This is a genomic window from Endobacterium panacihumi (assembly GCF_050847465.1).
Taxonomy (GTDB): Bacteria; Pseudomonadota; Alphaproteobacteria; order Rhizobiales; family Rhizobiaceae; genus Neorhizobium; species Neorhizobium panacihumi.
In genome coordinates this window covers 66,367-92,740 of sequence record NZ_JBOZRA010000009.1, presented here as the reverse complement: position 1 = coordinate 92,740, position 26,374 = coordinate 66,367, and the positions used below count along the sequence as shown (strand labels likewise).

Sequence of the window (26,374 nt, the reverse complement as noted above, 5' to 3'; positions counted from 1 at the left end):
CCCGGGCACGTCACTTTCTGCTGGTCTCGACAAAATCCTGGGCCGTGATGACCGTATCGATGTGCATGACCATGGCATTGCGGGCCACCGAAAACATGTCGCGGCATCCGGTAATGGCAAAACCGAGTTTTTGCTGCACCCGCAGCGATCCAGGATTGTCGGAAAACATTCCGGAATGCATCACGGCCTCCGGCATGCATTCGAAAAAGGCCTTCAGCGCAGCGCCGGCAGCTTCGGTCATCAGGCCCCTGTTCCATGCTCTGCGGTTCAGCCAGTAACCAAGATGCCACTGCCCGTGCCTGAGTTCTATGCCGACGGCACCGATATGGCTTCCATCGGTATCGCAGATGGCAAAGTTCCAGTCGGGCAGCTTGCTGTTCGCCTGACTTTTCAGCCAGTCCACGGCATCCTGCCGATGGAAAGGTGCCGGCACGCGCGCCAGCATCCGCGACACGGAAAAATCGGCAAGCGATGCCGCAATCGCGCCGGCATCTTCCAGCGCATGAGGACGCAACAGAAGACGTGGCGTCCGGATAACCGGGCAGGGACCCATGTCGGCACGAACGGCCTGCTTTTCGTGAGGCGAGGCGATCATCGCATTTCCCCCCAGCTTCTCAAGGACATCCAGGTCTTGCGGTCGAGCCGGAACCATTCGACCGGCACCATGCCGCCCAGCGCCAGCGAGCCGACCATGCCGGAACCCTGGAACTGAAAACCGCATTTCTGGATGACACGACGCGATGCGATATTGGTAACCCGGCAGCGCGCATCGATCTGGTCGATGTCGCGGGTTCGGAAAGCCATGTCGATCAATGCATGAGCGGCTTCCGTGGCAATGCCCTGATTCCAGTAGGGTTCGCCCAGCCAGTAGCCGATTTCCAGCGTGGCGGGGTCTTCCTGCGGTTCGAGCGCGCAGCAGCCTAGGAATTTGCCGTTATCGGCGTGGGTAATGGCATAAACGCATTTGCCAATCACGCCATCTTTCGTACGTCGCACAAAGTCTGCGGCGTCTTTGGCCGTATAGGGGTGCGGCATGCGGGCGACCATGGTCGCAATATTCGCATTGTTGGCGAGATGGGCAAGTGCGTCGATGTCTTCTTCGTGGGGCGCGCGCAGAACGAGCCTTTGCGACAATAAGACGGGGCAACTGCTCCTTAAGCCATCGGGCCTTGGCCGCTCTTCGGGCAGCCGTGATTGGCTGCTCCTCAACAATTCGCCTTGCATGTTCAGTCTCCTTCGTTAGGACAAGAAAAAGGGGAGTTGGGTGGCGCCCCATCTCCCCTTTTCTTTGACTGAACCTTTTAACGTTCAACCGGGTCGATGAGACGCCGGTTGCTAACGCTTGCCGGCTTTATTCTGCGGCTTCGGCTTTCGGCATCACGGACACGTATACGCGGCCGTTAGCCTTCGTACGGTAGTTCACGTTGCCGGCGGTGAGCGCAAAAATGGTGTGGTCCTTGCCGAGGCCAACATTGGCGCCCGGATGCCACTGCGTACCGCGCTGGCGCACGATAATGTTGCCTGCGATGACGACTTCGCCACCGAACTTCTTCACGCCGAGGCGCTTGGAATTTGAATCGCGACCGTTACGCGACGAACCGCCAGCTTTTTTATGTGCCATGGGAGTTCTCCTTTAAACCTACGAAACCCGATTAAGCGACGATGTCGGTGATACGAACGACCGTGTGATGCTGGCGATGACCGCGAATACGCTTGGAATTCTGGCGGCGACGCTTCTTGAAGGAAAGAACCTTCTTGCCACGGTTATGTTCAACGACTTCAGCCTTGACGATGGCGCCGGCTACGAAAGGCGCACCGAACTTGGCATCGGCGCCAACGCCGACGACCAGGATTTCGTTGAATTCTACGACTGCACCAGCTTCGGCTTCCAGCTTTTCGATGGTGAGCACGTCGTTGGCGGCCACGCGGTACTGCTTACCGCCGGTCTTGATGACTGCGAACATTCTTTATCCTTTCATGTTCGTTCCGGCTCTTCCCCGAAAGGCGGCCGTCTTTTTGTCAGTCGGGATGGCAGACCTTAAAGTTGCCCAAGGGTCTGCCGGTGAAAATCTGTGGGGAAGCGCTTGAGGCGAAAACCGCACAAACAAAGAGGCGAGGAAATCTTTCCACGCCCGATTGCGTGCGGGAATACGTGAGAGTCAAAAAACTGTCAAGGTGACTATCTACAAAGAGTTTCTTTTGGCCCCTTGCCAGCCCGGATTTTCATCGCTATGAACCGCCTCGCGCTGACCAACGCGTCATCATGCTCAAGCGGAGAGGTGGCTGAGTGGTCGAAAGCACCGCACTCGAAATGCGGCATACGGGCAACCGTATCGTGGGTTCGAATCCCACCCTCTCCGCCATTGATTTCCCGTCTTCATCGACCACGTAGTGTTACAGCCGCTCGTATTCACATGTACTTTGGGATTTTGGCAGGGTTGATGTCTCATGCGGTTAAATGCGATGTTAGCTGATCAACGCTGGGCCATAGATAACATACTGAACAATGATCGGTAGCGCTATATGGGCACTGAGGCCCATTATCCGATCTCTGCCAAAACAGCCCGGCGTTTGAAGCCAAGCCGTTTTGATCACATCACTTGGCTTTGCTTGAGGAAAAAAGGCTTAAATCAGCCCTCTGTTCCCTCAAGAAACGCGGCCAATTGATCGGTGTCCTGCAAGCCATGGCTTGCGGACTTGCCCATCAGTTCGGCGGGAACCTTCCAGCCCGGATCGACACCTTCCATATTCGGCAGTTCGTGGGCGATGCCCTTATGGCAGTCTATACACGTCGCCTTGCCGGTCAGAAGATAGCGCGTGTGAATTTCCGCCGCCCGTTTTGTCTGCTTGGTAAAGTCCATGGCGATGGACGAATGGCAGTTGCGGCATTCCAAGCTGTCGTTTGCCTTCAAGCGTGCCCATTCGTGCTGGGCGAGTTCAAGGCGATGTTCGAGGAACTTTTCACGCGTGTTGATGGTGCCGAACAGCTTGCCCCAGACCTCCTTCGATGCCTGCATCTTGCGGGCGATCTTGTTGGTCCACTGGTGCGGCACATGACAATCGGGGCAGGATGCGCGCACGCCGGAACGGTTGGAAAAATGCACCGTTCGCGTCATTTCCTCATAAACATTGTCCTTCATCTCGTGGCAACCGGTGCAGAAGGCTTCGGTATTGGTCACTTCCAGCGCCGTATTGAACGCACCCCAGAAAATGATGCCGCCCACAAAGCCGCCGAGCGTTAGAAAACCAAGGCTTAAGGTGCCGGCGGGCGTGGCGATAACACGCCAGACCCACAGGAGGATCGCTTTGAATTTTCCGATCATTGGCCAGATCCTGCCGGTTTGAAACCGAGTTCGCTCATGTCCTTGAACATGTTGGGAACGAGCGGACGGGTATCGGCCTGCGGAACATGGCACGCGGTGCAGAAATAGCGGCGGGGCGAAACGTCGGCCAGCATCTGGCCCTCGCGGTTCATGTAATGGGTGACACTGATCATCGGTGCTCCGGAACCTTCGGTCAGTTCACGCCGATGGCAGGACATGCAGCGATTGGTATTGACGGATAGCTGGTACCCCTCAATCGAATGCGGAATAACCGGTGGCTGGTCCGGGTAGTTGCGCATCTTCTGGATGTCGTCGACAATCCATTTCGGCAGCGGATCAGCGCCGGTGTTTTCCATCGGGCTAGCACGACCCGACAGTTGTGGAACTGTCTGCGCGATCGCTACCGTGCCCGTGACCAGACACAGAGCGAGCGCGAAAAGCGTCCAAAGGCGCCGGCTCAGGCGACGGGAAGGATCTTGACTGCGCATTTTTTAAAATCCGTCTGTTTGGAAATGGGGTCGGTGGCGTCGAGCGTGACCTTGTTGATCAACTGGCTGGCGTCGAACCACGGCACAAAGATCACGCCGTGCGGCATGCGGTTTCGGCCACGGATATCCACTCGGCTGATGATCTCGCCGCGGCGAGACTGGATCTTCACCTGCCCGCCCTGGTTGATGCCGAGGCGGCGTGCGTCGTCGCCGTTCATGAAGCAGCGGGCTCCCGGAAATGCCTTGTAGAGCTCCGGCACGCGCATGGTCATGGAGCCGGAATGCCAGTGTTCGAGAACACGGCCAGTGACCAGCCAGAATCCGAATTCGTCATCCGGGGATTCTGCCGGTGGCTCGTAAGGCGCGGCGAGAATGACGGCTCGGCCATCCTTCTGGCCGTAAAATTTGACGCCTTCGCCTTGCTTGACATAGGGGTCGTAACCTTCACGGTAACGCCATTTGGTCTCCTGATTGTTGACGACCGGCCAGCGCAGGCCACGGACCTGATGGTAGAGATCGTAAGGGCCAAGGTCGTGACCATGGCCGCGGCCGAAGCTGGCATATTCCTCGAACAGGCCTTTCTGCAGATAGAAGCCAAACGCCTTGGCCTCATAGTTCTCGTAATCCGATGAGATTTCACCGGCCGGGAACTGGTCGACCTGACCGTTCTGGAACAGGACTTCGTAAAGTGTCTTGCTCTTGTAATCCGGGTTCTGGTCGAGGATCTCTTTCGGCCAGACTTCTTCGGTGGTGAAGCGCTTGGAGAATTCCACCAGCTGCCAGAGATCGGAACGAGCCTCACCGGGTGCGTTGACCAGCTGATGCCAGACATGGGTGCGGCGTTCGGCATTGCCGTAAGCGCCTTCCTTTTCCACCCACATGGCAGCCGGCAGGATGAGGTCGGCGGTCATAGCGGTAACGGTCGGGTAGGCATCCGAAACGACAATGAAATTGTCCGGGTTGCGATAACCGAGATAGGCCTCGTTGCTGTTGTTGGCAGCGGCCTGCATGTTGTTGTTCACCTGAACCCAGTAGAAGTTCAGCTTGCCATCATGCAGCATGCGGTCCTGCTGGACGGCATGATAGCCCGGCTTCTCCGGGATGATGCCATGCGGGATCTTCCACAATTCCTCTGCGTGTTTGCGGTGTTCCGGGTTGGTCACCGTCATATCGGCCGGCAGGCGGTGGGCGAATGTGCCGACCTCGCGGGCGGTGCCGCAGGCCGAAGGCTGGCCGGTCAGCGAGAAGGGGCTGTTGCCCGGTTCGGAGATTTTGCCGGTGAGCAGATGGATGTTGTAGACCATCTGGTTGGCCCAGACGCCGCGAACGTGCTGGTTGAAGCCCATGGTCCAGAGCGACATGACCTTGACCTTGGGGTCGGCATAAAGCTCGGCCAGCTGTTCCAGAAAGCCCTTGTCGACGCCGGCAAGCTCGGCAACTTTGTCGAGCGTATATTCCGAAACGTGTTTCTTGAACGCTTCGAAATCGATCGGCGTCATCTCCGCAGCCTTGGCCGCGCCGGTTGCCTTCACTTCCAGCGGATGTTCGGCGCGCAGGCCGTAACCGATATCGGTCGTCGCCTGCATGAACTTGGTGTTCTTGTCGATGAACGCCTGATTGACGCGGCCGGTCTGGATGATGTGATTGGCGATATAGTTGAGGATCGCCAGATCCGTGCCGGGTTTGAAGACAAGCGGAATGTCGGCAAGATCCATGCTGCGATGGGTGAAGGTCGACAGCACCGAGACCTTCACATGCTCGTGGCCAAGGCGACGGTCGGCAAGACGCGTCCACAGGATCGGGTGCATCTCCGCCATGTTCGAGCCCCACAGCACGAAGGCGTCGGCATGCTCGAAATCGTCGTAACAACCCATCGGCTCGTCCATGCCGAATGTGCGCATGAAGCCGTAGGCGGCCGATGCCATGCAGTGGCGGGCATTGGGGTCGAGATTGTTGGAACGGAAGCCGGCGCGCATTAGCTTGGTGGCGGCATATCCTTCAAAAATGGTCCACTGGCCGGAGCCGAACATGCCAATCGCTGTCGGTCCTTTTTCCTTCAAGGTCTTCTTGGCTTTTTCAGCCATGATGTCGAAGGCTTCTTCCCAGGTAACTGGCTCGAATTCGCCTTCCTTGTCGAACACGCCGTTGCGCTTGCGCAGAAGCGGCGTCGTCAGGCGGTCCTTGCCGTACATGATCTTCGACAGGAAATAGCCCTTGACGCAGTTGAGGCCGCGATTGACCTCCGCCTCCATGTCGCCATGGGTGGCGACGACGTGGTTTTCCTTGACGCCGACCATGACACCGCAACCGGTGCCACAGAAGCGACAGGGGGCCTTGGACCACTTGATTTCCAGCGCCGCTACACCGCCGGGGACGGATTGGGCCTCGGCCGGCATGGCGATGCCGGCCGTCGAGGCTGCGATCGCAGCCGCCTGCGCCTTCAGCACATCACGCCGCGTGAGTTTTGCCGTCATCCGACATCTCCTTCTCTGCAATTGTCTGTTCGAAAACCATGTGTGCGGCGATGACGTCGTTCATCGCCGAAATTCCGATCAATGTTTCGCCAAGAAAGCCGGAGCTCGGGCCTTCGATGACGATGACGATCTTGCCGCCGCCGGTAGCGTGCACTTCGACGCCTTCGATCTCGGCAAGTGCCGCGGATATGCGCTCGACCGCTTCCGGCCGCACGACAACGACCGCGCTCGATATGTGATGCTGCGGGTCACGCATGCGCCACCTCCGTTGTGTTTGCAGTCATGCTGATGGACCCGGTGGGGCACACTGAAACACAGGCGCCGCATCCGGTGCAGGGATCGGTATCGAGTACGGGCACGAATGGCCCGCCCAGCCTTGGCTTGAAACGGATCGCCGTCGTTGGGCAGGCGTCACGACAAGCCTGACAATCCACGAAATTGATGGCGAGACAGCTGTCCGCGATGACGGCGTGATGGGCAAAAGATAAGGCCGGCTCAGGCGGGAAAACCCGCTCGGGACATCGCGTGGAACATTTTGCGCAAAACGTGCATTCGCCGATACCGAAATCAACGGTCGGCACGCCATCGCGCATCCGGATGATCCCGCTCGGACAGGCGGTTGCACAATCACCGCAGCCCGAACAGTTGTCGATGGATGCGTCCGTCACGCCCGGCGGATGATAACCCCGCCTTGCACGCAAAGCGCTGCCGGTCAAAAACGCGCGCCGTGTGCTCGCAACTTGACCCATGGCGGTTACTCCGCTGAATTCGGCCGCGCCGGGGTTATGTCGTGCGGACCGGGTGGGCCGTAGACGATCTGGTAGGCCCAGACCATGAAACCGTAGCTGGCGACGGTGCCGACCGCGACGACAGGCCAGATACCGAAGGCGAGGACGACGAAAGTGAGCAATTCGCGGCGGCGTTTCTGCCGGAACGAAGTCTGCTCCGAAATGGTGTTTGTATCTGTCATGCCTGCATCCGCTCGATCTGGACGGTAGAATTTTGCTTAGACTTTATGCAAAGCTGACAGTGAGCTCCTTGATCCAGCGCAATGTAAATTGCTAAAATGCCGATTTTGTAGGCGATTGTGGTTTCGTGTTGGTGCTTCCTTGGGTTGTTTGTTGGTTTTTGCTCGTATTTTGAGCAATTGGAAGTCTGTTGTGCCAGAGTCGGTTCATGGGCAAACTGGGGAGCCGAGCGGGCCTGAAGTTACGGGAAATAGAGATGAAAATTTGTGTGGTGACGATCTCTGACCGCGCCAGCCGTGGTGAATATGAGGATATAAGCGGCCCGGCGATTGAAAGCTGGTTGCGGCGGGCGATTACCAGCGCCTACGAACTGACGCGTGTGGTGATACCCGATGGTGAGGCTTCGGTGCGCGACACACTGATCGAGCTCAGCGACCAGCACAGAGCGGACCTGGTGCTGACCACCGGTGGAACAGGACCATCGCCGCGCGACCAGACGCCGGAAGCAATGGCGCAGGTTCTTGAAAAGGAACTGCCGGGCTTTGGAGAATTGTTGCGGCGTGAAGGATTGAAGCAAACGCCAACCGCCATATTGTCCCGCCAGACCGCCGGCACGCGCGGAAAAACGTTTTACCTCAACCTGCCTGGTAAGCCGGCAGCAATCGACATGTCGCTGGACGCCGTCTTCCCGGCAATTCCCTATTGCCTGGATCTGATCGGTGCAGGGCGTGTGGAAACAGATCCCTCGGTGGTGAAGAGTTTCAGACCTGCGGAATGATCGCAACGGCGGTATTGGTGTTACCATGCCGTCGCTCGGCTACGAGGACCTCTTTGCACTGATGGCGCACATTTTTTGATACAACGCAGGTCATCGCGTTTTTGAAACGACTTTGGTGAAGCGGAATTTTCCATTGCCTACGGTGCCATAGCCACAGGAAAGCCTGTCATTGCAGGGTGGAAATGAAGTTTGCACGCGCTCTCATCCAATCCGTTGTCATGAAGACGTTATGAACCACAAATAGAACCGCTGTCGGTTCGGCAAATGCATGCACACGTGTGTATCGGCGCCGGCCGGCGTCGGCTTGTGATCTGTCTTTTGATCGAGGTGGCGCTCGAAAATTCACGCGCGACCTCATCGGAGACAAAAAATGAAACGCCGCACTTTTATGATGTCCGCCGCTGGCGCTGCCGTCGGTCTGGCACTTGCGCCCCGCATGTCTTTTGCCGCCAAGGGTACGATCGATTGGTATACCGGTTCCGACACCAACGTCCTGGATTTCTGGGCGAATACGGTAAAGCCGGCTTTTGAATCGGCCAATCCGGGGATCAAGCTTAATCTCGTTGATGCCGGGGACAATTCTGGCATCCTTGCTATCGGCGAGCGCGCCATTGCCGCTAAGCAGACCGGCACCGATCCGCAGGCTGATTTCTTCGAACATAGCGACCCGCTGCTACCTGCAGGCGCAATTGATGCCGGCGTCTATGTCAACATGAAGAACGCTAGCCTTTCCAACTATTCGCGCGTCAATCCGTTGGCCATCCAGAGTGAATACAGCCTCCCTTATCGCGGCAGCCAGGTTCTGCTTGCTTATGATACGACCAAGCTGAAGCCGGCGGACGCCCCTAAGACGTGGGACGAACTCGTCACCTGGATCAAGGCCAATCCCGGCCAGTTCGTTTACAATCGTCCTGATAAGGGTGGTTCTGGCGGCAATTTTGTTCGTCGCGCCATCCATCAGGCTAATGGCCTTGATCCGAAGGCCTTCACTGTCGATAACTACACGCAGGAGCGCGGTGACGAAGCGCTCGGCAAAGCTTGGCAACTGCTCGCCGACATTGCGCCGTCGCTATACGATAAGGGGGCTTACTCCTCCGGCAATACGCAGTCGCTGCAGCTTCTGTCGCAGGGTGTGGTTACGATGATCCCGGTCTGGTCCGATCAGGTTCTGCAGGCGATCGACCAGGGTGTTCTGCCGCCGGAAACCGGTCTCGTCCAGCTTCAGGATCTTGCACTTTGCGGCAATTTCTCGCGTGCCGTCGTTCTCGAAAACGGCGCCAACCGCGATGCCGCCCTCAAGCTCGCTGATTTCATACTGTCTGAAGAAATCCAGGGTGCGATCCTCACCGAACTCGGTGGTTTCCCGGGTGTCTCCTGGGATCACGTCTCGCCTGAACTGCGCGAGAAATTCGCCGACATCATCCCGCAGTCAATTCCGACCTTCCCGGGCGGCAAGTGGGAAGCGGCCATCAACGATGGCTGGTATCGCAATGTTGCTCCCAATGTCGACCGCAAGTCGTGAGCGAGATCACGGCAGGAGCGGCGCGTCCGCTCATCGATAACACCGAAAGCAGGGGGCCGCTTGGCCTCCTGCTGGTCGCAATTCCGGTTTTCCTGATGATCTGGCTCGTCATCTGGCCCGCTATCAACGCCATCAGCCGCACCATCTGGCGTCCGGATGGCGATGGCAATATCGGATTCAACCTGTCGAGCTACGCCTTCTTCTTCTCGGATCGCTACAGCCTCGACAATCTCACCGTCACGCTGTGGACCACGCTGGTCTGCGCCATTATTCTTCTCGTGATATGTCTGCCGATCGCGCTCTACCTGCGTTTTTCGCGCGGCCGGTTATCCGGTTATGTGCAGGCGCTGACCATCTTTCCGATGTTCGTGCCTTCCATCATTCTGGCATTCGCCTTCATCCGCGTACTGGGGCCGAATGGCATGGTGGATATTCTGCTCAACGCCGTCGATCTTCCCAAAATCCGCACGCCCTATCTGACGCCTTGGGGACCGGTGATCGGGCTCGTCTGGGACAATATTCCGCTGACCGTGCTCATCTTGGCCGCGGGTCTTGGCAGTGTCGCCAACCAGTCCATCGAGGCCGCGCGCGACGTCGGTGCCAATGCCTTGCAGGTGTTCTGGCACATCATCCTGCCGCGCATTTCCAACTCCATCCTCGTTGCGCTTTCCTTTTCGGTGCTCGGCATCTTTTCGTCCTTCACGCTTCCTTATCTGCTCGGTCCCGCCTCGCCGGAAATGCTTGGTCCGTTCATGCAGCGCACGCTGCGCGAAGTGCAGGATCCGATCGGTGCCATGACCCAGGCGGTGATCGCCTTCGGTTTCTGCATCGTGTTCGGCCTCTTTTATGTGCGTTCGGTCGCGCGCAATCAGGGAAAGTGACATGACCACGCTTGCTCCCGTTCGCGCCCGCATCGATTGGCTCGGCATCCTGTTTGCCGTGCTTCTTTCGCTTGCCATCGTCGGCCCACTCGTCGTTGTCGGGACCTGGGCCTTTACCGAGGTCTGGCGTTATCCCAACATCGTTCCGCAACAGTTTGGTTTTCGCTTCTGGGGGCAGACGCTTGGTCGTGCCGATGTCTGGAATGCGCTGATACTCAGCCTGCAGCTTTCGACGGTCGTGACATTGCTGTCGGCGGTGATATGTCTGCCTGCTGCCTACGCTTTTGCCCGCATGAGTTTTCCAGGCCGCAACATTCTGTTCTTTTCGTTTCTGGCCGGTCACGCTTTTCCAAAATTCGGCCTTCTGGTGGCAATCGCCGCCATCTTTCTACAGCTCGATCTTATCGGCACGTTCTGGGGTGTTGTGCTGATCCAGCTCGTCGGCACGCTGATGTTCATGATCTGGATACCCGTGGCGGCCTTCCAGGCGGTCGACCGGCGCATGGAAGAAGCGGCGCGTGATGTCGGCGCTAGCCCGTTGCGGGTGTTCTGGTCGATCACCCTGCCGCAGGCAGGCCCCACCATTGCCGCCGCTGTTCTCCTAAGTTTTGTCGGCACTTTCTATGAAACCGAAGGCGCCTGGCTGATCGGCGCGCCCGGCATCCGCACCATGCCGGTGCTGATGATCAGCTATATCAATAACCAGATGGTCATCCAGTATGGCGCGGTCCTGTCCGTCCTGCTCTGGGTGCCGTCCTTCATCGCTCTCATGTTCGCTCGGCGTGTCATCGGCGGCGGTGCCTTCGCCCGTGGTTTCGGTGGCTAGGAAACAATCATGTCCGTTCTTCATATCGCTGACGTCACCAAAACCTTTTCCGGTGGTACCAATGCCGTCGACAGGTTTTCGCTCAATGTTGCCGATGGCGAACTCGTCTGCCTTCTTGGTCCTTCGGGCTCGGGAAAATCCACTTTGCTGCGTATGATCGGCGGTTTCGAACAGCCGAGTTCCGGTCGCATCACCATTGATGGCGAAGAGGTGACACATCTGCCGCCGGAACGCCGGCCTACCGGCATGGTGTTCCAGAGCCATGCGCTTTGGACACATATGAACGTCTTCAGAAACCTTGCCTTCGGCCTGAAGCTGCGCCGCATGCCGGCGGACCGGATCAGGGAAAAGGTAGAAGCCGTGCTCGAACTGGTCGGTCTTGCCGGATATGGCGATCGCATGACCACGCAGCTTTCCGGCGGCCAGCAACAGCGTGTGGCACTGGCGCGTTCGCTGGTTCTGGAGCCGAAAATCCTGCTTCTCGATGAACCGTTCGCCAGCCTCGACCAGCATTTGCGCGAGCGACTGCGTGAAGAGGTGCGCGATATCCAGCAGCGTCTCAAGATCACCACCCTGTTCGTTACCCACGGTCAGGACGAGGCGTTGTCCATGGCGGATCGTATTGTCGTCATGGCCAATGGCAAGACCGAGCAGATCGATCGTCCTGATGTCGTTTACCGAGATCCGAAAACCCCGTTTGTCGCGGGCTTTATCGGCACCATGAACCTGATCGAGGGTGAGGTGTCGCAGGGAAATTTCATCCGCTCCGGCCTCGCCGTGCCGCTGCCGATCTCGGATGGCCCGGCTACGCTTGCCATCCGCCCCGAGTCGCTTGATCTGACCATCTCAGAAACTCCCAAGGCAAACGTGCATCGTGTGACCGATTACGGCTCGCATGGTCTCGTTGATCTTGACCTCGCCGATGGCACGCGGCTGAAATCGATGGTAGCCCATCCCGATCTGTTCCGGGCAGGGCAGGGTGTGGATCTTCTGCCGCGCGCCGTTGCTGCCTATCGCGACAACCAGCAGATTTACCGGAGTTGAGCGTGAGCGATCCCCTCCATATCGACAGAGACGGGCATCGTACCTGGATCAAATGGCATCGCGGCCGCCGCCGTCCATCCGATCCGGTCTTTACCGGTACTCGTATTGTCGAGGCCATGCGGCTCGGCGCCAGTGTCGAGGTCGATCTCGTTATCCATGCCGATCACGGCTGTGCAGTGCTGCATGATCTGACCCTGGAACGGGAAACCACCGGGTCTGGAAACGTGCGGGATACCGACGCTGCCGCTCTGCGGAAACTGCATCTGCGCGGCAATGACGGCCAGGCGGTGTCCGACAAGGTTCTGTTGCTGGACGATCTTTGCGATCTGCTGGCAAGCGAGGGTGTGCATCCGGACGCCCTCCTGCAGCTCGATTTAAAGGAAAACCTTGCAGCGCTCAGCCCGCAGATCGTCGCCAATTTCGGGCAAAGCGTTGCCCCTATCGCCGGATCGCTGATCCTGTCAGGCGGAGATTTCGACGCCATCGCCATGCTGGCCAAATCGGCTCCTGGCCTCGTGACCGGTTATGACCCCTGTTATGGCGAAAGCCTCGCCCGGCTGCAAGCGACGGGAGATTATCGCAGTTTCATCGAACAGGCGCTGGCCACGGCGCCGGACGCGAAGATGATTTATATCGCCTACGATATCATCCTTTCGGCCAAGGAAGTGGGCATCGATATCGTCGCCCCGGTCCATGCTGCCGGACGTCGTGTCGATGCCTGGACGATCAATCGCATCACGCCGCAAACCATCGGTCAGATCGAACGCCTTTTGCGGCTCAAGGTCGATCAGATCACCACAGATGACCCGGAAGGGTTAGCCAAGGCCTTCAGCGAATGACAGTGAATTACAGCAACATCCTCGATCACATGGTCGCCACCGCGCGTGAAGCCGGTGCACTGACGCTCAAGCATTTCAAGCGTTTTCGCGATATCGAGATCGGTATCAAGGGTCCGGGCGATTTTGTATCCGAAGCCGACAAGGAGTCCGAGACGCTCATTCGCGATCGCCTGCTCAGCCATTATCCATGGGGTTTGACCGGTGAAGAGTTTGCGCCTGTCGACGGTTCGGATGACGCGCATCGCTGGTTGGTGGACCCGATCGATGGCACCACCAACTTCATCTATGGTCAGCACTACACGATCACGATCTCGCTGCGCCGTGGCAATGAAACGATGTGTGGCCTGATCTATAATCCCGTTTCCGATGAAATGTTCACGGCGATCAAGGGCGAGGGCGCCTATCTCAACGGCGCGCGCCTGCAGGTGAGCACCTCAACGGATGTGGCGCTGATGTGCGTCGGCACTGGCCTGCCCACGCCGAACCTTTCCCTTCATCCGGGCGCATATCAGCGTCTGGATGAAATCCGCGCGCCCATCGGCGCGGTGCGCATCGTCGGCAGCGCGGCCAATTCCTGCGCCTATGTCGCCTGCGGTCGGCTGACGGGCTATTATGAGGAGACCGGCTTTATCGATACGGCGGCCGGCATTCTGATCGTGCAGGAAGCAGGAGGTATTGTAACCGACTGGTGGGGACGTGGCCCCGACGTTTTCGAGCGCACCGGGACGCTGATCGTCGCCAATCCGGCAACGCATGCCTATCTCATGCAGCACCTGAGCAAGGCGCCTCCCAAGGATGCGGCCTAAAGGTTTTGCCAGATGTGATTTTGCGATTTGGCTCTTGCACCTCTAGTTACTAGAGGTCGTAGGAATGATCCAAGTGCCAAGAGGATCATTTCATGAGCAATCCCCAACAGACCCGCTTCCGTGTCGAAGGTATGGACTGCGCATCCTGCGCGTCCAAGATCGACAAGGCTGTCCGCCGCATGCCCGGCGTCAGCGATGTTTCCGTGTCCGTGACCGCGGGAACGATGACCGTGACCCATGACGGCGGCGATCTCGAGGCGATCGGAAAGAAGCTGTCCGGCCTGGGGTATGGCGCAAGCCCCATCGTAGCCAGGGCGAAACCGGCATCAGCACAACCTGCATCGGGTGACGAGCATGTCCATGGGCCAGGATGCGCGCATTCTGATCATGATCACTCCGGGCATTCCGTCAACGGCGATCATGGCCATGAGAACAATCACGATCACACTGATTCCGATGAAGCAGGCAAAAGCCTTCACGGGCATGATCACGGCCCGAGCGAGGCCCCGTGGTGGAAAAGCCGCAAGGGACGGCTGACCATCATCGCCGGGCTGGCGCTGGTGGTGGCGTATGTCGCTGGCCATCTCATCCCGGCGATTGCCACCCCTGCGTTTATCCTCGCGATGTTTGTGGGCCTGTTTCCGATTGCCCGCCGCGCCATCATGGCGGCGCGCATGGGTACGCCGTTTTCAATCGAGATGTTGATGACGATCGCAGCCGTTGGTGCGTTGATCATCAATGCCACGGAAGAAGCGGCGGCCGTCGTGTTCCTCTTCCTTGTCGGCGAGTTGCTGGAAGGTGTTGCAGCCGGCCGTGCACGCGACAGTATCCGTTCGCTCGCGACGCTGGTCCCGAAGACGGCTCTGCTTGAAGAAGGCGGCAAGACCCGCGAAGTGCCCGCAGAAACATTGATGGTCGGCTCCGTCATTCTCATTCGCCCTGGTGATAGGGTGCCCGCCGATGGCGTCATCATTGCAGGAGAGAGCGCCATCGATGAAGCTCCGGTCACCGGTGAAAGTGTGCCGGTGGAGAAAAGCATCGATGATCCCGTCTTCGCAGGCACTGTGAATGGGAATGCTGCCCTGCGCATCCGCGTCACCGCTGCTGCCGAGGACAATACGATTGCCCGTGTCGTGCGGCTTGTCGAGGAGGCGCAGGAATCCAAGGCGCCGACAGAACGTTTCATCGATCGCTTCTCGCGCTATTACACGCCGGGTGTCGTCCTGGTTGCCGCTCTCGTCGCGATCATTCCGCCGCTGTTTACCGGTGGGGATTGGAGCGAATGGGTCTACAAGGGCCTCGCCATCCTGTTGATCGGTTGCCCCTGCGCGCTGGTCATCTCGACGCCAGCTGCAATCGCTGCGGCCCTCTCGGCCGGTGCACGCCGGGGCCTGCTGATGAAGGGTGGCGCCGTTCTCGAAGGCCTTGGCAAGCTGACCGCCATCGCCTTTGACAAAACCGGCACACTCACGGCCGGCGCACCTGTCGTGACCGACCTCGTTCCGTTCGGCCGCAGTGGTGTCGATGTGCTGCGCTACGCGGCGTCACTGGAAACGGGGTCGAGCCATCCGCTCGCCTTGGCGATCCTCGAAAAAGCAGTGGAAGATGGCCTCGATCTGCTGCCGGTGACCGATGCGAAAGCTTTGGGCGGCAAGGGCGTGACAGCCGTCATCGATGGCGTCGAGATGTTTTTCGGTTCACCGAAGGCCGCTGCCGAGCGTGTCAAATTGTCGGCCGCGCATGACCGATCGATCGCATCGCTCAACGACGATGGTAAGACCGTCTCCGTTCTGATCATCGGCGACGTGCTTGCCGGCGCCATCGCCATGCGCGATGAGCCGCGTGCAGATGCGGTATTGGGTCTCAAAGCCTTAACCGATGCCGGCATCCGGACCGTGATGCTGACCGGTGACAACAAGCGCACCGCCATGGCGGTCGGGGCGCAGCTTGGCATCGAGGTCCGTGCCGAACTGATGCCGGAGGACAAGCAGCGCATCGTCTGCGAGTTGCAAAAGGACGGTTTTGTGGTCGGCAAGATCGGCGACGGTATCAATGATGCGCCGGCGCTCGCCGCCGCCGATATCGGCATCGCCATGGGCGGTGGAACGGACGTGGCGTTGGAAACGGCGGATGCCGCAGTGCTCCATGGCCGTGTCGGCGATGTCGCCCTGATGATCGATCTGTCCAAGCGCACGATGAAGACCATCTTTCAGAACATCGCGATCGCGCTGGGACTGAAGGCCGTCTTCCTTGTCACCACCGTCATGGGCGTGACAGGGCTGTGGCCCGCCATTCTTGCCGATACGGGGGCGACTGTGCTGGTCACCATCAATGCGCTTCGTCTGCTGCGCCCGATCAGATGAGCGAGTTGTTCTGACAATGGGGCTTGCAGGTCGGGTTCGTGCCCGCCCTGCCGGTTGCCTGTCAATGTCTCAATCGTGGTCGGTCGAACACAGGTCGTGGTTGGCGAGAGCCTGGATTACATAACAATCGCGGACATGATTGCTGTGGCACTGGGTGGTGATGCGTTCCAGTTCCGCTTCCAGCTTTTTTAGCCGTTCGATCTTTTCGCGAACGGTCAGCAATTGTTCGGCTGCAATGCGGTCGGCTTCGGCGCAGGGCTTTTCCGGATGCTGGCTGAGATCTATCAACTCTCTGATCGCCTCGATCGTCAGGCCCAGTTCCCGCGCATGTTTGATGAACGAAAGACGCTCACGCTCTCCCTTCGAATAACGCCGCTGATTTCCCTCCGAACGTTCGCTGTGGGACAAAAGCCCCATCTGCTCATAGTAACGGATGGTCGGCACCTTGACGCCCGTTGTCCTGGACAAATCGCCGATGGTCAGCATGAAAGTCCTCCTTCCGGTGCAAGCCGCACGCACACTATGTCAGGGTCGGAAAACCGCGCCTGCTGGATGACTGAATATAGGTGCTCGGGCCGATTTTTCATATCCGCCGGCCGTCAAAGCGAGTTGATCAAACACGCTCCAATGCCACAGCAATACCCTGCCCGACGCCGATGCACATTGTGGCAAGCGCGTAACGACCGTGACCGAGCGACAGTTCGAGCGCCGCCGTGCCGGTTATGCGGGCGCCGGACATGCCGAGAGGATGACCGAGCGCGATCGCGCCACCGTTTATATTGACGCGGGCATCGTCGTCGGAAATTCCAAGCGCGCGCAACGTTGCCAAGCCTTGCGAGGCAAAAGCTTCGTTGAGCTCGATGACATCGAACTGCTGCTGTTTCATGTTCAGCAGCGCCATCAACCTCTGCGAGGCGGGGGCGGGACCGATGCCCATCACGCGCGGCGCAACGCCGGCGGTCGCGCCAGCCATGATGCGGGCGATAGGGGTAAGGCCATGTGTCCTGGCCGCCGCCTCCGAGGCGATGATCAATGCTGCCGCGCCGTCATTGACGCCGGAAGCGTTGCCGGCCGTGACCGTGCCGCCTTCCTTTTTGAAAGGCGTTCCCAGTTTTGCCAGCGCTTCCATGGTTGTGGCGCGAGGATGCTCATCTTTCGACACAGCAATGGGATCGCCCTTGCGTTGGGGAATGGCGACGGCGATGATTTCTTTCGCCAGCCGGCCGTTTTCCTGTGCCGCTGCCGCCTTGTTCTGGGAGCGCAATGCAAAGGCGTCCTGGTCCTCGCGGGATACGCGGTAGTCCTCCGCAACATTTTCGCCGGTTTCCGGCATGGAATCGACGCCATACTGTTTTTTCATCAGTGGGTTGATGAAGCGCCAGCCGATGGTCGTGTCATGGATTTCGGCATTGCGCGAAAATGCAGTCTCGGCTTTCGGCATCACGAACGGTGCGCGGCTCATGCTCTCCACGCCGCCGGCAATCATCAGGTCGGCCTCGCCGGCCTTGATCGCCCGGGCGGCAGTAATGATGGCATCCATACCGGACCCGCATAGACGGTTGATCGTCGTCCCCGTGACGGAAACCGGAAGACCGGCCAGCAAGAGCGACATGCGGGCAACGTTGCGATTGTCTTCGCCCGCCTGGTTGGCGCAGCCATAAATGACGTCGCCAACGGCTTCCCAGTCGACGGAAGCATTGCGTTTCATCAGCGAGCTAAGCGGGATGGCACCGAGGTCATCCGTCCGAACAGACGAGAGTGCGCCACCAAACCGGCCAATTGGGGTGCGGATGTAGTCACAGATAAATGCGTCGGTCATGAAACCCTCCCCGGCACGCAATGCCGTACATCACCAGTTCACAATGCCGGAACAATCAGGTCGGCAACCGTTCCTTCGGTGTGAAGTTTTGCGCCGGTTATCGCCTGCAATTCCTCAGTGCTGATGCCAGGCAGTTTTTCCCGCAAAACGAAGCGGCCATTGCTCACGTCAATAACGGCATGGCTGGTGTATATGCGCGTGATGCACGCGACGCCGGTCAAAGGAAAAGTGCATTTTTCCACCAGTTTGGGTTCGCCGTTCTTGGTAACGTGATCGGTGATGACGCATACCTGCTTGGCACCATGAACAAGGTCCATCGCACCGCCGACTGCCGGTACACCTTTCGAACCGACGCGCCAATTGGCCAGATCACCGTTCTCCGCCACCTGCAGCGCGCCCAGAATAGCCACGTCCAGATGTCCGCCGCGTACCATGGCAAAACTGTCGGCGTGGTGGAAAAAGGATGCGCCAGGCTTCAGCGTGACCGCCTTCTTACCCGCATTGATCAGGTCCCAGTCTTCCTCGCCGGGTTTTGGTGCTTCCCCAAAATCCAGAATGCCGTTTTCGGTATGGAAAATAGCCTGTCGGCCGGGGGGCTGATAACGTGCGACCATTTCGGGAAAACCGATGCCGAGGTTCACATAGGCACCGTCCCTGATATCCTGGGCGGCGCGCCAGGCCATTTGGGCGCTGGACAGTTTTACCTTCTCTGACGTGCTGGGAGTAACAGTGTTCATGCGTAAATTCCTCCCTCATATTGCAGGCCGGCGCGGATCATCGCCTCTTCCTGCTGCGGGTTCGGTACTTCAACCACCTGATCGACAAAGATCCCCGGCGTGATGACATGTTCGGGATCGATGCCTCCGATGTCTACGATCCGTGACACCTGAACGATCGTTTTCGCTGCAGCCATGCACATCAGCGGATTGAAGTTTCGCGCGGCCTTGTTGTAGGTGAGGTTGCCATGGGCATCGGCAATATGGGCCTTGATGATGGCGAAGTCGGCTTTTAGCCAGCGTTCCTGAACATAAGGGCGGCCATCGAATTCCGCCACCGGTTTGCCTTCCGCCAGCTCTGTTCCATAAGCGGTCGGCGTATAGAAGGCGGGAATGCCTGCACCTCCCGCGCGGATCCGCTCGGCAAGCGTGCCCTGCGGCACCAGTTCCAGTTCGATTGCGCCAGCCAGGTATTTTTCCGTGAAAGCCCGCGGATCGGATGATTTCGGGAATGAGCAGATCATCTTGGCGACCATGCCGGCGTCGATCATCGCGGCGATGCCGATCCTGCCATTTCCGGCATTGTTGTTGATGACCGTGAGATTTTTGGGCCGCCTGTCTACCAGTGCATGAATGAGTTCGATGGGTGCGCCGGAGCCTCCAAAGCCGCCGATCATCACCACAGCGCCATCTCGGATGGCGGACACCGCTTCCGCGGCGCTTGCCGACTTCTTGTCCATAAACCCTCCCTGCAGTCTGAACGCTGATGCCTTGGTCGACACCTCCCACCTTTCAATAGGACGCCTGCCAACTTGCAGCAATCATATTTGTGCGTTAATTGATGTTTGTTCGTATGTCGCACAAATTAAAGTTCGATGGTGCCCATGAAAGAGACAGATTTCGTCAGCGGTTTTGCCAGGGGGCTTCGCGTCATCGAAGCCTTCAGCGAGAGTGACAAGCGCCTATCCATTGCGGATGTTGCCAAAAAGACCGGTTTTGATCGCGCCACGGTGCGCCGTTCCCTATTGACCTTGGTGGAATTGCAATATGCCGATTACGATGGAAAATTTTTCACGCTGACCCCACGCATCCTGCGCCTCGGATACTCTTACCTGTCGGCCACACCTCTGCCGGCATTGCTGCAGCCATATCTCGACCTTCTTGCCGAAAAGACCGGGCAGAGTTCTTCCGCCTCCGTGCTTGACGACACCCAAGTGCTTTATATTGCCCGCGCGTCGCAGCGTAGGGTCATGTCGATCAACCTCAATCCCGGAAGTCGTTTGCCGGCTTACTGTTCGTCTATGGGCAGGGTTTTGCTTGCTGCCTTGGGCGATCACCATGCACGTGATCTTCTCGCAAGAACCCATCTGCATGCCAATACAAACCGAACGTTGACGGATGTCGAGGCGATCATCAATGAGCTCGGTCGAGTGAGGGAACTTGGCTACGCAATCATCGACCAGGAACTCGAACTGGGATTACGTTCCATCGCGGTGCCGCTGAAAAACCGGTGGGGCGAAACGATTGCGGCATTGAACGTCGGTGCTCCGGCCGCCCATATTTCACTGATGCAAATGACCGAGGATGTGTTGCCGCTGTTAAAAGAGGCCGCGGAAAACATCCGGATGTCTCTGGCTTGATAAAAGCTCGCAGCTGAAATCCGTCCTCGATGGCCTCCCGGATGGATGAAATTGTGCTAAACGGTTGCCATGAACGCGCTTTCAGATGTTGCTCCGATCTATCATCCGCCTTTGGATCCCTACGTTTCACTTCTTCATCGTGACGCGGATTTCCTTGTTTTCGAAAAGCCAAGCGGGCTTTTGTCGGTGCCCGGGCGCCACCCCGCGCTTTCTGACAGTTTGTTAACGCGCGTACAGAAGGAATATCCGCAGGCTTTGATCATTCATCGGTTGGATAAGGATACGTCCGGCATCGTGCTGATGTCACGCAATCGCAAGGCACACGCTTTTGTCGCCGCGCAGTTCGAAGCACGTACGACCGCAAAATCCTACGTGGCCGAAGTCTGGGGAAGGGTTGAGGATGAGGAAGGAATGATCGACTTGCCCTTGGCAATCGATCCCGACAACAAACCCCGTCATCGTGTCGATCCCGACCATGGCAAACCGGCGCAGACACGCTGGCAGGTGATCGGTCGCGGAGAATACTCCACGCGACTTCGTCTTTTTCCCCTGACGGGGCGCACACATCAGTTGCGGGTGCATATGAAGGCGCTGGGCCACGTCATCCTTGGTGACGAATTTTATGCCGATGGCAAGGCGCTGACGGCGGCGAACCGCCTGCTGTTGCATGCCGAGCAATTGACCTTTCGTCGTCCTGACGGCTCCGATGTGACATTCACATCTCTCGTTCCGTTCTGAGGCAGGCCATGGTGCAGGACATCGAAAAATCATCATTGGCCGTCGATTTCGTCGGCGGTGCGGTCGGGCATCGGTTCCGCTCCGGAGAAGGGCGTGGGCAGCCACTGGCCAAAGCCGCCGGATTTACCAGCGGCACCACGCCCGATATCGTGGATGCCACGGCGGGACTTGGCCGGGATGCCTTTTTTCTTGCTTCGCTTGGCGCCCGCGTGACGCTCATCGAGCGTTCGGCGGATATGTATGCGCTGCTGGCCGAAGGGTTGGAGCGGGCGCGGGCGGAAGGTGGGCGTTACGCCGAGACGGTCGCGCGGATGACATTGATTAATGGCGATTCCTGCGATCTTTTGCCAAAATTGTCTCCGCAGGTCGTTCTGGTCGATCCCATGCACCCGCCGCGCGACAAGACGGCACTGGTGAAGAAGGAAATGCGGTTGATCCGCGATATCGTCGGCACCGATCCCGACTCGGCCAAGCTGATGCAGATTGCTCTGGAAAGCGCGCAATATCGCGTTGTTCTAAAATGGCCCCTGCGTGGAGAGCCGATGGAAGGAATTCGCAAGCCGTCCCACCAGATCGTCGGCAAGAGCACCCGTTATGATGTGTTCGTCAATGCGAAGATCCCGACACCCACATCATAACATTTGATGGGGCGTGCCCCCTCGCTCGCAGTGCCGTTCGGTCACATGCGGCAAAACCTCCTGTTCCAGCGCCCGAGATTTAGATCAAGGCGGCCGGTTTTATTCCGGACAAGAATTCCCGCGTAAGATGCGGCTCCTCTCACAGACCAGGCAGATGCTTGCTGCCTTCACCGCCTGCGCCGGGGGCCGGCACTGCATTGACCATCATCTTTCAGATGCGCCTCAATCAAAGCGGGAATGAACCATCATGTCGATCAATTCTCTCGTGAAGCTCAATGAACTTGTTGCCCGGGTAACGGCCGCCCAGAAAATCTATGCCGACTTTTCTCAAGTGCAGGTGGACGAAATTTTCAGGAGCGCGGCTTTGGCCATCGCCAATTCGCGAATTCCTCTGGCCAAGATGGCGGTTGAGGAAACCGGTATGGGCGTGATGGAGGACAAGGTGGTGAAAAACCATTTTGCCTCCGAATATATCTATAACAAATACAAGGATGATCGCACCTGCGGGGTTTTGTCGGAAGAGCCGGAATACGGCATCCAGACGATTGCCGAGCCGATCGGCCTGATCTGCGCCATCGTGCCGACCACCAATCCGACATCGACCGCCATCTTCAAGGCGCTGATCGCGCTGAAGACCCGCAATGGCATCGTGTTTTCTCCGCATCCGCGCGCCAAGCGCTCCACATGCGAGGCGGCCCGGCTTGTTCTCGAAGCCGCTGTGAAGGCTGGCGCCCCGAAAGATATTATCGGCTGGATCGATGAACCGAGCGTCGAGCTTTCCAATGCGCTGATGGGGCATGCCGATATCAACCTGATCCTTGCCACTGGTGGGCCGGGCATGGTGAAAGCCGCCTATTCGTCCGGCAAGCCGGCCATCGGTGTCGGCGCCGGCAATACGCCGGCTGTGATCGATGAATTTGCCGATATCAAGCGGGCTGTGGCATCGATCCTGATGTCAAAAACGTTCGACAATGGCGTCATCTGCGCCTCTGAACAATCTGTCATCGTTGTCGAACAGGTCTATAATGCCGTGCGCGAGCGTTTCCGCAGTCATGGCGGTTATGTCCTGTCCAGTAATGAGGCTGGCGCAGTCAAGGATCTGATCCTGAAGAATGGATCGCTGAATGCCGGGATTGTTGGACAGTCTGCACGCAAGATTGCCGAGATGGCGGGTTTTCAGGTGCCGGCCGATACCAAGGTTCTGATCGCAGAAGTCGAGGCAACAGATGAGAGCGAGGCCTTTGCCCACGAAAAACTCTCGCCGACGCTTGCCATGTATAGGGCCAAAAACTTTGAGCACGCCTGCGAAAAGGCCGAGGCGTTGGTTGCGCTTGGCGGCATCGGACATACCAGCGTGCTTTATACGGATCAGGATCTCCAGCCCGAACGCGTCACTGCCTTTGGCGCGAAGATGAAGACCGCCCGTATCCTGATCAATTCGCCAGCTTCTCAAGGCGGTATTGGCGACCTTTACAATTTCCGGCTGGCGCCGTCACTGACGCTGGGGTGCGGTTCATGGGGTGGCAATTCGATTTCTGAAAATGTCGGCCCGCAGCATCTGATCAACAAGAAGACGGTGGCCATGCGCGCGGAAAACATGCTTTGGCACAAGCTGCCGCCATCGATCTATTTCCGTCGCGGCAGTTTGCCCTTTGCGCTGGATGACCTGAAGGACAAAAAACGCTGCCTGATCGTCACCGACCGTTTCCTGTTCGAAAACGGCAATGTCAACGACACGGTGCGGATGCTGAAAGGTCTCGGTCTTGAGGTGGAAGTGTTCTTTGAGGTCAGCGCCGATCCGACGCTTGCCGTCGTGCGCAAAAGCGTGGCCTTGGCCAATGCCTTCCAGCCGGACCTGATCCTTGCCTTCGGTGGTGGTTCGCCGATGGATGCGGCAAAAATCATGTGGGTGATGTACGAACATCCGGAAGTGGAGTTTGCCGATCTGGCCCTGCGCTTCATGGATATCCGCAAGCGCATCTATCGTTTCCCGAAGCTGGGCGGAAAGGCCATGTTCGTCGCCATTCCGACGACATCAGGCACCGGTTCGGAAGTCACGCCGTTTGCGGTGGTGACCGACGAGGTTACAGGCGTCAAATACCCGATCGCGGACTATGAACTGACGCCGCATATGGCGATCGTCGATGCCAATCTCGTCATGGACATGCCGAAATCGCTGACCGCCCATGGCGGTATCGATGCAGTCACGCATGCACTGGAATCCTATGTCTCGATCATGGCCAACGAATATAGCGATGGCCAGGGCCTGCAGGCACTGAAGCTGCTGAAAACCTACCTGCCTTCGGCATACAAGAATGGTGCGCAGGACCCGAAAGCGAGAGAGCAGGTCCATAATGCGTCCACGCTCGCCGGCATAGCCTTTGCCAACGCCTTTCTCGGTGTCTGCCATTCCATGGCGCACAAGATCGGTGCCGAGTTCCATCTGCCGCATGGCCTTGCCAATGCGCTCCTGATCTCAAACGTCGTGCGTTACAATGCGGTCGACAACCCGACCAAGCAGGCGGCCTTCAGTCAATATGACCGACCAAAGGCCCTGTGCCGTTATGCGGAGATCGCCCGTCATCTGGGGCTGGGCGGCAAGAACGATGCCGAGTCGGTGGAAAAGCTGCTGTTGTGGCTGGAACAGTTGAAGCGGGATCTCGAAATCCCGGTCTCCATCCAGGCGGCCGGCGTGGCGGAAGCGGATTTTCTGGCCCAGGTGGACAAACTGGCGGAGATGGCGTTCGATGATCAGTGCACCGGCGCCAATCCGCGTTATCCTCTGATCGGCGAGATTCGCCAGGTTCTGCTCGCCAGCTATTACGGTCGTCCTTATGTCGAGGGCGAAGACGAGAAGCCGGTAAAAGAACACACGGTCGTTGCGCTGAAGGCGAAGGCATAAATAATACAGGACATGGAAAAGGGCGGCTGCGGTTTTCGCAGTCGCCCTTTTATACGTGCTGTCGCCTTTGTCTGCGATGGCAGTGTTATCGTCTTACCAATAACCCAGAACCTTCCACCAGATGCCCCCGATGATGACAAAGATGGCAAGGTTGATGACGCACATCACAAAGCCCACGCCCCACCATTTGCCCATGGTGACGTACCCGCTGCCGAAGATGATCGGCGAGGTGCCGGTGGCATAATGGGTCAAGGTCATCATGATACCCGAGCCGGCGGCCATCATCAGGATGAAGATGCCGTGATATTCAGCTGGAATGAGCATGACGCCAACGGTCAGGAAGGCAAGCATCATCGCGCTGACATGCGCCGTCGTGCTGGCGAACATGTAGTGCGAGAAGGTGAAGACAAGCACGAGCACAGCGGCGGCAAGCTGCCAACTGAGGTCTGCAGCCGTGATTGCATCCTTCATGCCGTTCGAGAACCAGCCGATCACACCGAGCTTGTTCAACTGGTCGGCCATCATCACCAGCGCGCCGAACCAGATCAGCGTATCCCAGGCGCTTCTTTCACCCAGAACATCGTTCCAGTCGATCGTGCCGGTGATCAGCAGCGTGAACAGGCCGATCAGAGCGACAACGGTCGGATCGAGCGTGAAGGTAGGACCAAAAATCATGGCCGGCACGTTTGCCCAGAGCAGAAGCAGCAGGGCGAAGGTGGCAACCATCACCCATTCCTTTGCCGAGACCGGGCCCATGCCAGTGAGTTCCTTGCGGGCATAGGTGACGGCGTCGGGTGTCTTTTTTAGTTCCGGTGGCGAAAGGACATAAAGTACCAGCGGCATGACCAGCATGGCGATGACGCCCGGGATGAACATGGCAAGTGCCCATGTGACCCAGGTGAGGTGGATCGTGCCGCCCGTTGCCTTGGCGACATATTCCAGCACCAGCGGGTTTGGTGCCGTCGCCGTCACGAACATCGCCGACGAGATCGGGTTGGCGTGATAGTTCACCAGCGCCAGATAGGTACCGACGCGGCCCTGCGTTCCCTTGGCCGGATCCGAATCGAAGGCGTTAGCTATCGATTTCATGATCGGATGGATGATGCCGCCGCCGCGTGCGGTGTTGCTGGGCGTAAATGGCGCGAGAACCAGTTCACAGAAGACCAGACCGTAACCGATGCCGAGCGTGCGTTTTCCGAGCAGGGCGATGAAATAAAGCCCGATGCGGCGACCCAGTCCGGTCTTTTTCAGGCCGAGCGAGATCAGCACTGCAATGACGATCAGCCAGATCAGCGGGTTGGCGAAACTGCTGAGCGCATCGGCAACGGCACCCTTCGAATTGGGCGAAGTGACCTGCGCCAGCGAAACAATGACGATCGCCATGATGGCCATGACGCCGATCGACATCACCTTGAGGATGATGGCGAGGATCGTCGTCAGAAAGATCGCCAGCATCACCCAGCCGTTTTCATCCAGACCTGATGGAGCAGGAATGGCGAGAAGGGTGAGAAGAAAAATGGTGGTGACGATCGCGGGAATGATGCGGAACGGCACCGCCTGTTTGAAATAACTTAGAATTCCAGTCAATTTGGTGGGCATTGCAGTGTCC

The 26,374-nt window shown here is 58.2% G+C and carries 27 protein-coding genes and 1 tRNA gene; 13 read left to right on the top strand and 15 right to left on the bottom strand.

The genetic code is table 11. The annotated features are described in order from the left end of the window. Nucleotides 1–10: 10 nt before the first annotated feature. From ACRQ1B_RS26535 to rplU, 4 genes are all read right to left on the bottom strand, one after another. On the bottom strand, nucleotides 11–595 hold the full coding sequence (locus ACRQ1B_RS26535) for a GNAT family N-acetyltransferase (protein WP_432297126.1): 585 nt from the start codon (nucleotides 593–595) through the stop codon (nucleotides 11–13). Then, nucleotides 592–1,224: a GNAT family N-acetyltransferase gene (locus ACRQ1B_RS26530; protein WP_432297125.1), complete on the bottom strand. Its 633-nt coding sequence runs from the start codon at nucleotides 1,222–1,224 to the stop codon at nucleotides 592–594. Before ACRQ1B_RS26530 ends, ACRQ1B_RS26535 begins: the two co-directional genes overlap by 4 nt. A gap of 127 nt (nucleotides 1,225–1,351) precedes the next feature. Further along, a complete protein-coding gene (gene rpmA, locus ACRQ1B_RS26525) occupies nucleotides 1,352–1,621 on the bottom strand; it encodes a 50S ribosomal protein L27 (RefSeq protein ID WP_132278681.1) in 270 nt (89 codons plus the stop codon). A gap of 31 nt (nucleotides 1,622–1,652) precedes the next feature. Beyond that, on the bottom strand, nucleotides 1,653–1,964 hold the full coding sequence (rplU, locus tag ACRQ1B_RS26520; protein ID WP_112730658.1) for a 50S ribosomal protein L21: 312 nt from the start codon (nucleotides 1,962–1,964) through the stop codon (nucleotides 1,653–1,655). 309 nt (nucleotides 1,965–2,273) lie between these two features. Between rplU and ACRQ1B_RS26515 the strand changes: the two genes are divergently transcribed. Continuing rightward, nucleotides 2,274–2,363 (top strand) — tRNA-Ser (locus ACRQ1B_RS26515). A gap of 267 nt (nucleotides 2,364–2,630) precedes the next feature. On the opposite strand, the gene ACRQ1B_RS26510 is transcribed toward ACRQ1B_RS26515, so the two are convergent. From ACRQ1B_RS26510 to napE, 6 genes are read right to left on the bottom strand one after another with little or no spacing between them, the layout of a single operon-like run. Then, nucleotides 2,631–3,323 (bottom strand): cytochrome c3 family protein, encoded by a 693-nt coding sequence (locus ACRQ1B_RS26510; protein WP_432297124.1) that lies wholly within the window; start codon nucleotides 3,321–3,323, stop codon nucleotides 2,631–2,633. Continuing rightward, nucleotides 3,320–3,811 carry a nitrate reductase cytochrome c-type subunit gene (locus tag ACRQ1B_RS26505; RefSeq protein WP_432297123.1) on the bottom strand — a complete coding sequence of 164 codons (492 nt, stop codon included), beginning with the start codon at nucleotides 3,809–3,811 and terminating at the stop codon, nucleotides 3,320–3,322. Before ACRQ1B_RS26505 ends, ACRQ1B_RS26510 begins: the two co-directional genes overlap by 4 nt. Further along, nucleotides 3,781–6,285 (bottom strand): periplasmic nitrate reductase subunit alpha, encoded by a 2,505-nt coding sequence (napA, locus tag ACRQ1B_RS26500; protein WP_432297122.1) that lies wholly within the window; start codon nucleotides 6,283–6,285, stop codon nucleotides 3,781–3,783. Before napA ends, ACRQ1B_RS26505 begins: the two co-directional genes overlap by 31 nt. Continuing rightward, nucleotides 6,260–6,541, bottom strand: a complete 282-nt coding sequence (locus ACRQ1B_RS26495; protein ID WP_432297121.1) for a chaperone NapD — start codon at nucleotides 6,539–6,541, stop codon at nucleotides 6,260–6,262. The genes napA and ACRQ1B_RS26495 overlap by 26 nt, the downstream gene beginning before the upstream one ends. Next, entirely contained in the window at nucleotides 6,534–7,034 is a 501-nt protein-coding gene (locus ACRQ1B_RS26490; RefSeq protein ID WP_432297120.1) for a ferredoxin-type protein NapF, read from the bottom strand. The genes ACRQ1B_RS26495 and ACRQ1B_RS26490 overlap by 8 nt, the downstream gene beginning before the upstream one ends. A gap of 5 nt (nucleotides 7,035–7,039) precedes the next feature. Further along, the gene (napE, locus tag ACRQ1B_RS26485) at nucleotides 7,040–7,255 is read right to left on the bottom strand and encodes a periplasmic nitrate reductase, NapE protein (protein WP_432297119.1); all 216 of its coding nucleotides are present in this window, start codon (nucleotides 7,253–7,255) and stop codon (nucleotides 7,040–7,042) included. A 254-nt stretch (nucleotides 7,256–7,509) separates the two neighbouring features. Here napE and mog point away from each other — a divergent pair, with 254 nt between their 5' ends. From mog to ACRQ1B_RS26445, 8 genes are all read left to right on the top strand, one after another. Further along, nucleotides 7,510–8,031 carry a molybdopterin adenylyltransferase gene (gene mog, locus ACRQ1B_RS26480; RefSeq protein WP_432297118.1) on the top strand — a complete coding sequence of 174 codons (522 nt, stop codon included), beginning with the start codon at nucleotides 7,510–7,512 and terminating at the stop codon, nucleotides 8,029–8,031. Nucleotides 8,032–8,401: 370 nt separating this feature from the next. Then, complete coding sequence (locus ACRQ1B_RS26475; protein WP_432297117.1) at nucleotides 8,402–9,553, top strand: extracellular solute-binding protein; 1,152 nt, start codon at nucleotides 8,402–8,404, stop codon at nucleotides 9,551–9,553. Further along, nucleotides 9,550–10,434: an ABC transporter permease gene (locus ACRQ1B_RS26470; RefSeq protein WP_432297116.1), complete on the top strand. Its 885-nt coding sequence runs from the start codon at nucleotides 9,550–9,552 to the stop codon at nucleotides 10,432–10,434. Before ACRQ1B_RS26475 ends, ACRQ1B_RS26470 begins: the two co-directional genes overlap by 4 nt. A 1-nt stretch (nucleotide 10,435) precedes the next feature. Beyond that, complete coding sequence (locus tag ACRQ1B_RS26465; protein ID WP_432297115.1) at nucleotides 10,436–11,260, top strand: ABC transporter permease; 825 nt, start codon at nucleotides 10,436–10,438, stop codon at nucleotides 11,258–11,260. 9 nt (nucleotides 11,261–11,269) lie between these two features. After that, nucleotides 11,270–12,304, top strand: coding sequence for an ABC transporter ATP-binding protein (locus ACRQ1B_RS26460; RefSeq protein ID WP_432297114.1), 1,035 nt, complete (start codon nucleotides 11,270–11,272; stop codon nucleotides 12,302–12,304). Nucleotides 12,305–12,306: 2 nt separating this feature from the next. Then, a complete protein-coding gene (locus ACRQ1B_RS26455) occupies nucleotides 12,307–13,143 on the top strand; it encodes a glycerophosphodiester phosphodiesterase (protein ID WP_432297113.1) in 837 nt (278 codons plus the stop codon). After that, on the top strand, nucleotides 13,140–13,949 hold the full coding sequence (locus tag ACRQ1B_RS26450; protein ID WP_432297112.1) for an inositol monophosphatase family protein: 810 nt from the start codon (nucleotides 13,140–13,142) through the stop codon (nucleotides 13,947–13,949). Before ACRQ1B_RS26455 ends, ACRQ1B_RS26450 begins: the two co-directional genes overlap by 4 nt. Before the next feature lie 92 nt (nucleotides 13,950–14,041). Beyond that, nucleotides 14,042–16,312, top strand: a complete 2,271-nt coding sequence (locus ACRQ1B_RS26445) for a heavy metal translocating P-type ATPase (protein WP_432297111.1) — start codon at nucleotides 14,042–14,044, stop codon at nucleotides 16,310–16,312. A gap of 69 nt (nucleotides 16,313–16,381) precedes the next feature. Here the strand turns inward: ACRQ1B_RS26445 and ACRQ1B_RS26440 are convergent, their stop codons facing one another. From ACRQ1B_RS26440 to ACRQ1B_RS26425, 4 genes are all read right to left on the bottom strand, one after another. After that, nucleotides 16,382–16,798, bottom strand: coding sequence for a MerR family transcriptional regulator (locus ACRQ1B_RS26440; RefSeq protein ID WP_432297110.1), 417 nt, complete (start codon nucleotides 16,796–16,798; stop codon nucleotides 16,382–16,384). Nucleotides 16,799–16,925: 127 nt separating this feature from the next. Continuing rightward, nucleotides 16,926–18,131: a 3-oxoadipyl-CoA thiolase gene (pcaF, locus tag ACRQ1B_RS26435; protein WP_432297109.1), complete on the bottom strand. Its 1,206-nt coding sequence runs from the start codon at nucleotides 18,129–18,131 to the stop codon at nucleotides 16,926–16,928. A gap of 38 nt (nucleotides 18,132–18,169) precedes the next feature. Further along, entirely contained in the window at nucleotides 18,170–18,868 is a 699-nt protein-coding gene (locus tag ACRQ1B_RS26430; RefSeq protein ID WP_432297108.1) for a CoA transferase subunit B, read from the bottom strand. Then, nucleotides 18,865–19,587 (bottom strand): 3-oxoacid CoA-transferase subunit A, encoded by a 723-nt coding sequence (locus tag ACRQ1B_RS26425; RefSeq protein WP_432297107.1) that lies wholly within the window; start codon nucleotides 19,585–19,587, stop codon nucleotides 18,865–18,867. Before ACRQ1B_RS26425 ends, ACRQ1B_RS26430 begins: the two co-directional genes overlap by 4 nt. 144 nt (nucleotides 19,588–19,731) lie before the next feature. On the opposite strand from ACRQ1B_RS26425, the gene ACRQ1B_RS26420 reads away from it, so the two are divergent. The 4 genes from ACRQ1B_RS26420 (at nucleotide 19,732) to adhE (ending at nucleotide 24,765) form a co-directional block, all read left to right on the top strand. Continuing rightward, a complete protein-coding gene (locus ACRQ1B_RS26420; protein ID WP_432297271.1) occupies nucleotides 19,732–20,487 on the top strand; it encodes an IclR family transcriptional regulator domain-containing protein in 756 nt (251 codons plus the stop codon). A gap of 69 nt (nucleotides 20,488–20,556) precedes the next feature. Next, a complete protein-coding gene (locus ACRQ1B_RS26415; RefSeq protein WP_432297106.1) occupies nucleotides 20,557–21,225 on the top strand; it encodes an RluA family pseudouridine synthase in 669 nt (222 codons plus the stop codon). Nucleotides 21,226–21,233: 8 nt separating this feature from the next. Continuing rightward, complete coding sequence (locus ACRQ1B_RS26410) at nucleotides 21,234–21,863, top strand: class I SAM-dependent methyltransferase (protein WP_432297105.1); 630 nt, start codon at nucleotides 21,234–21,236, stop codon at nucleotides 21,861–21,863. 247 nt (nucleotides 21,864–22,110) lie between these two features. Beyond that, nucleotides 22,111–24,765: a bifunctional acetaldehyde-CoA/alcohol dehydrogenase gene (adhE, locus tag ACRQ1B_RS26405; RefSeq protein WP_432297104.1), complete on the top strand. Its 2,655-nt coding sequence runs from the start codon at nucleotides 22,111–22,113 to the stop codon at nucleotides 24,763–24,765. 93 nt (nucleotides 24,766–24,858) lie between these two features. On the opposite strand, the gene ACRQ1B_RS26400 is transcribed toward adhE, so the two are convergent. Continuing rightward, nucleotides 24,859–26,364 carry a DASS family sodium-coupled anion symporter gene (locus tag ACRQ1B_RS26400; protein WP_432297103.1) on the bottom strand — a complete coding sequence of 502 codons (1,506 nt, stop codon included), beginning with the start codon at nucleotides 26,362–26,364 and terminating at the stop codon, nucleotides 24,859–24,861. Nucleotides 26,365–26,374: the final 10 nt, after the last annotated feature.

Excerpts from the sequence above, each read along its gene's own strand:
- ACRQ1B_RS26450 (WP_432297112.1), top strand. The coding sequence starts at position 13,140 with ATGACAGTGAATTACAGCAACATCCTCGATCACATGGTCGCCACCGCG.
- adhE (WP_432297104.1), top strand. The coding sequence starts at position 22,111 with ATGTCGATCAATTCTCTCGTGAAGCTCAATGAACTTGTTGCCCGGGTA.
- ACRQ1B_RS26430 (WP_432297108.1), bottom strand. The coding sequence starts at position 18,868 with ATGAACACTGTTACTCCCAGCACGTCAGAGAAGGTAAAACTGTCCAGC.
- ACRQ1B_RS26440 (WP_432297110.1), bottom strand. The coding sequence starts at position 16,798 with ATGCTGACCATCGGCGATTTGTCCAGGACAACGGGCGTCAAGGTGCCG.
- ACRQ1B_RS26460 (WP_432297114.1), top strand. The coding sequence starts at position 11,270 with ATGTCCGTTCTTCATATCGCTGACGTCACCAAAACCTTTTCCGGTGGT.
- ACRQ1B_RS26505 (WP_432297123.1), bottom strand. The coding sequence starts at position 3,811 with ATGCGCAGTCAAGATCCTTCCCGTCGCCTGAGCCGGCGCCTTTGGACG.
- ACRQ1B_RS26510 (WP_432297124.1), bottom strand. The coding sequence starts at position 3,323 with ATGATCGGAAAATTCAAAGCGATCCTCCTGTGGGTCTGGCGTGTTATC.
- ACRQ1B_RS26490 (WP_432297120.1), bottom strand. The coding sequence starts at position 7,034 with ATGGGTCAAGTTGCGAGCACACGGCGCGCGTTTTTGACCGGCAGCGCT.
- ACRQ1B_RS26415 (WP_432297106.1), top strand. The coding sequence starts at position 20,557 with ATGAACGCGCTTTCAGATGTTGCTCCGATCTATCATCCGCCTTTGGAT.
- ACRQ1B_RS26400 (WP_432297103.1), bottom strand. The coding sequence starts at position 26,364 with ATGCCCACCAAATTGACTGGAATTCTAAGTTATTTCAAACAGGCGGTG.
- ACRQ1B_RS26425 (WP_432297107.1), bottom strand. The coding sequence starts at position 19,587 with ATGGACAAGAAGTCGGCAAGCGCCGCGGAAGCGGTGTCCGCCATCCGA.
- ACRQ1B_RS26445 (WP_432297111.1), top strand. The coding sequence starts at position 14,042 with ATGAGCAATCCCCAACAGACCCGCTTCCGTGTCGAAGGTATGGACTGC.
- ACRQ1B_RS26465 (WP_432297115.1), top strand. The coding sequence starts at position 10,436 with ATGACCACGCTTGCTCCCGTTCGCGCCCGCATCGATTGGCTCGGCATC.
- rpmA (WP_132278681.1), bottom strand. The coding sequence starts at position 1,621 with ATGGCACATAAAAAAGCTGGCGGTTCGTCGCGTAACGGTCGCGATTCA.
- ACRQ1B_RS26475 (WP_432297117.1), top strand. The coding sequence starts at position 8,402 with ATGAAACGCCGCACTTTTATGATGTCCGCCGCTGGCGCTGCCGTCGGT.
- ACRQ1B_RS26420 (WP_432297271.1), top strand. The coding sequence starts at position 19,732 with ATGAAAGAGACAGATTTCGTCAGCGGTTTTGCCAGGGGGCTTCGCGTC.
- ACRQ1B_RS26530 (WP_432297125.1), bottom strand. The coding sequence starts at position 1,224 with ATGCAAGGCGAATTGTTGAGGAGCAGCCAATCACGGCTGCCCGAAGAG.
- mog (WP_432297118.1), top strand. The coding sequence starts at position 7,510 with ATGAAAATTTGTGTGGTGACGATCTCTGACCGCGCCAGCCGTGGTGAA.
- napE (WP_432297119.1), bottom strand. The coding sequence starts at position 7,255 with ATGACAGATACAAACACCATTTCGGAGCAGACTTCGTTCCGGCAGAAA.
- napA (WP_432297122.1), bottom strand. The coding sequence starts at position 6,285 with ATGACGGCAAAACTCACGCGGCGTGATGTGCTGAAGGCGCAGGCGGCT.
- ACRQ1B_RS26410 (WP_432297105.1), top strand. The coding sequence starts at position 21,234 with ATGGTGCAGGACATCGAAAAATCATCATTGGCCGTCGATTTCGTCGGC.
- pcaF (WP_432297109.1), bottom strand. The coding sequence starts at position 18,131 with ATGACCGACGCATTTATCTGTGACTACATCCGCACCCCAATTGGCCGG.
- ACRQ1B_RS26495 (WP_432297121.1), bottom strand. The coding sequence starts at position 6,541 with ATGCGTGACCCGCAGCATCACATATCGAGCGCGGTCGTTGTCGTGCGG.
- rplU (WP_112730658.1), bottom strand. The coding sequence starts at position 1,964 with ATGTTCGCAGTCATCAAGACCGGCGGTAAGCAGTACCGCGTGGCCGCC.
- ACRQ1B_RS26535 (WP_432297126.1), bottom strand. The coding sequence starts at position 595 with ATGATCGCCTCGCCTCACGAAAAGCAGGCCGTTCGTGCCGACATGGGT.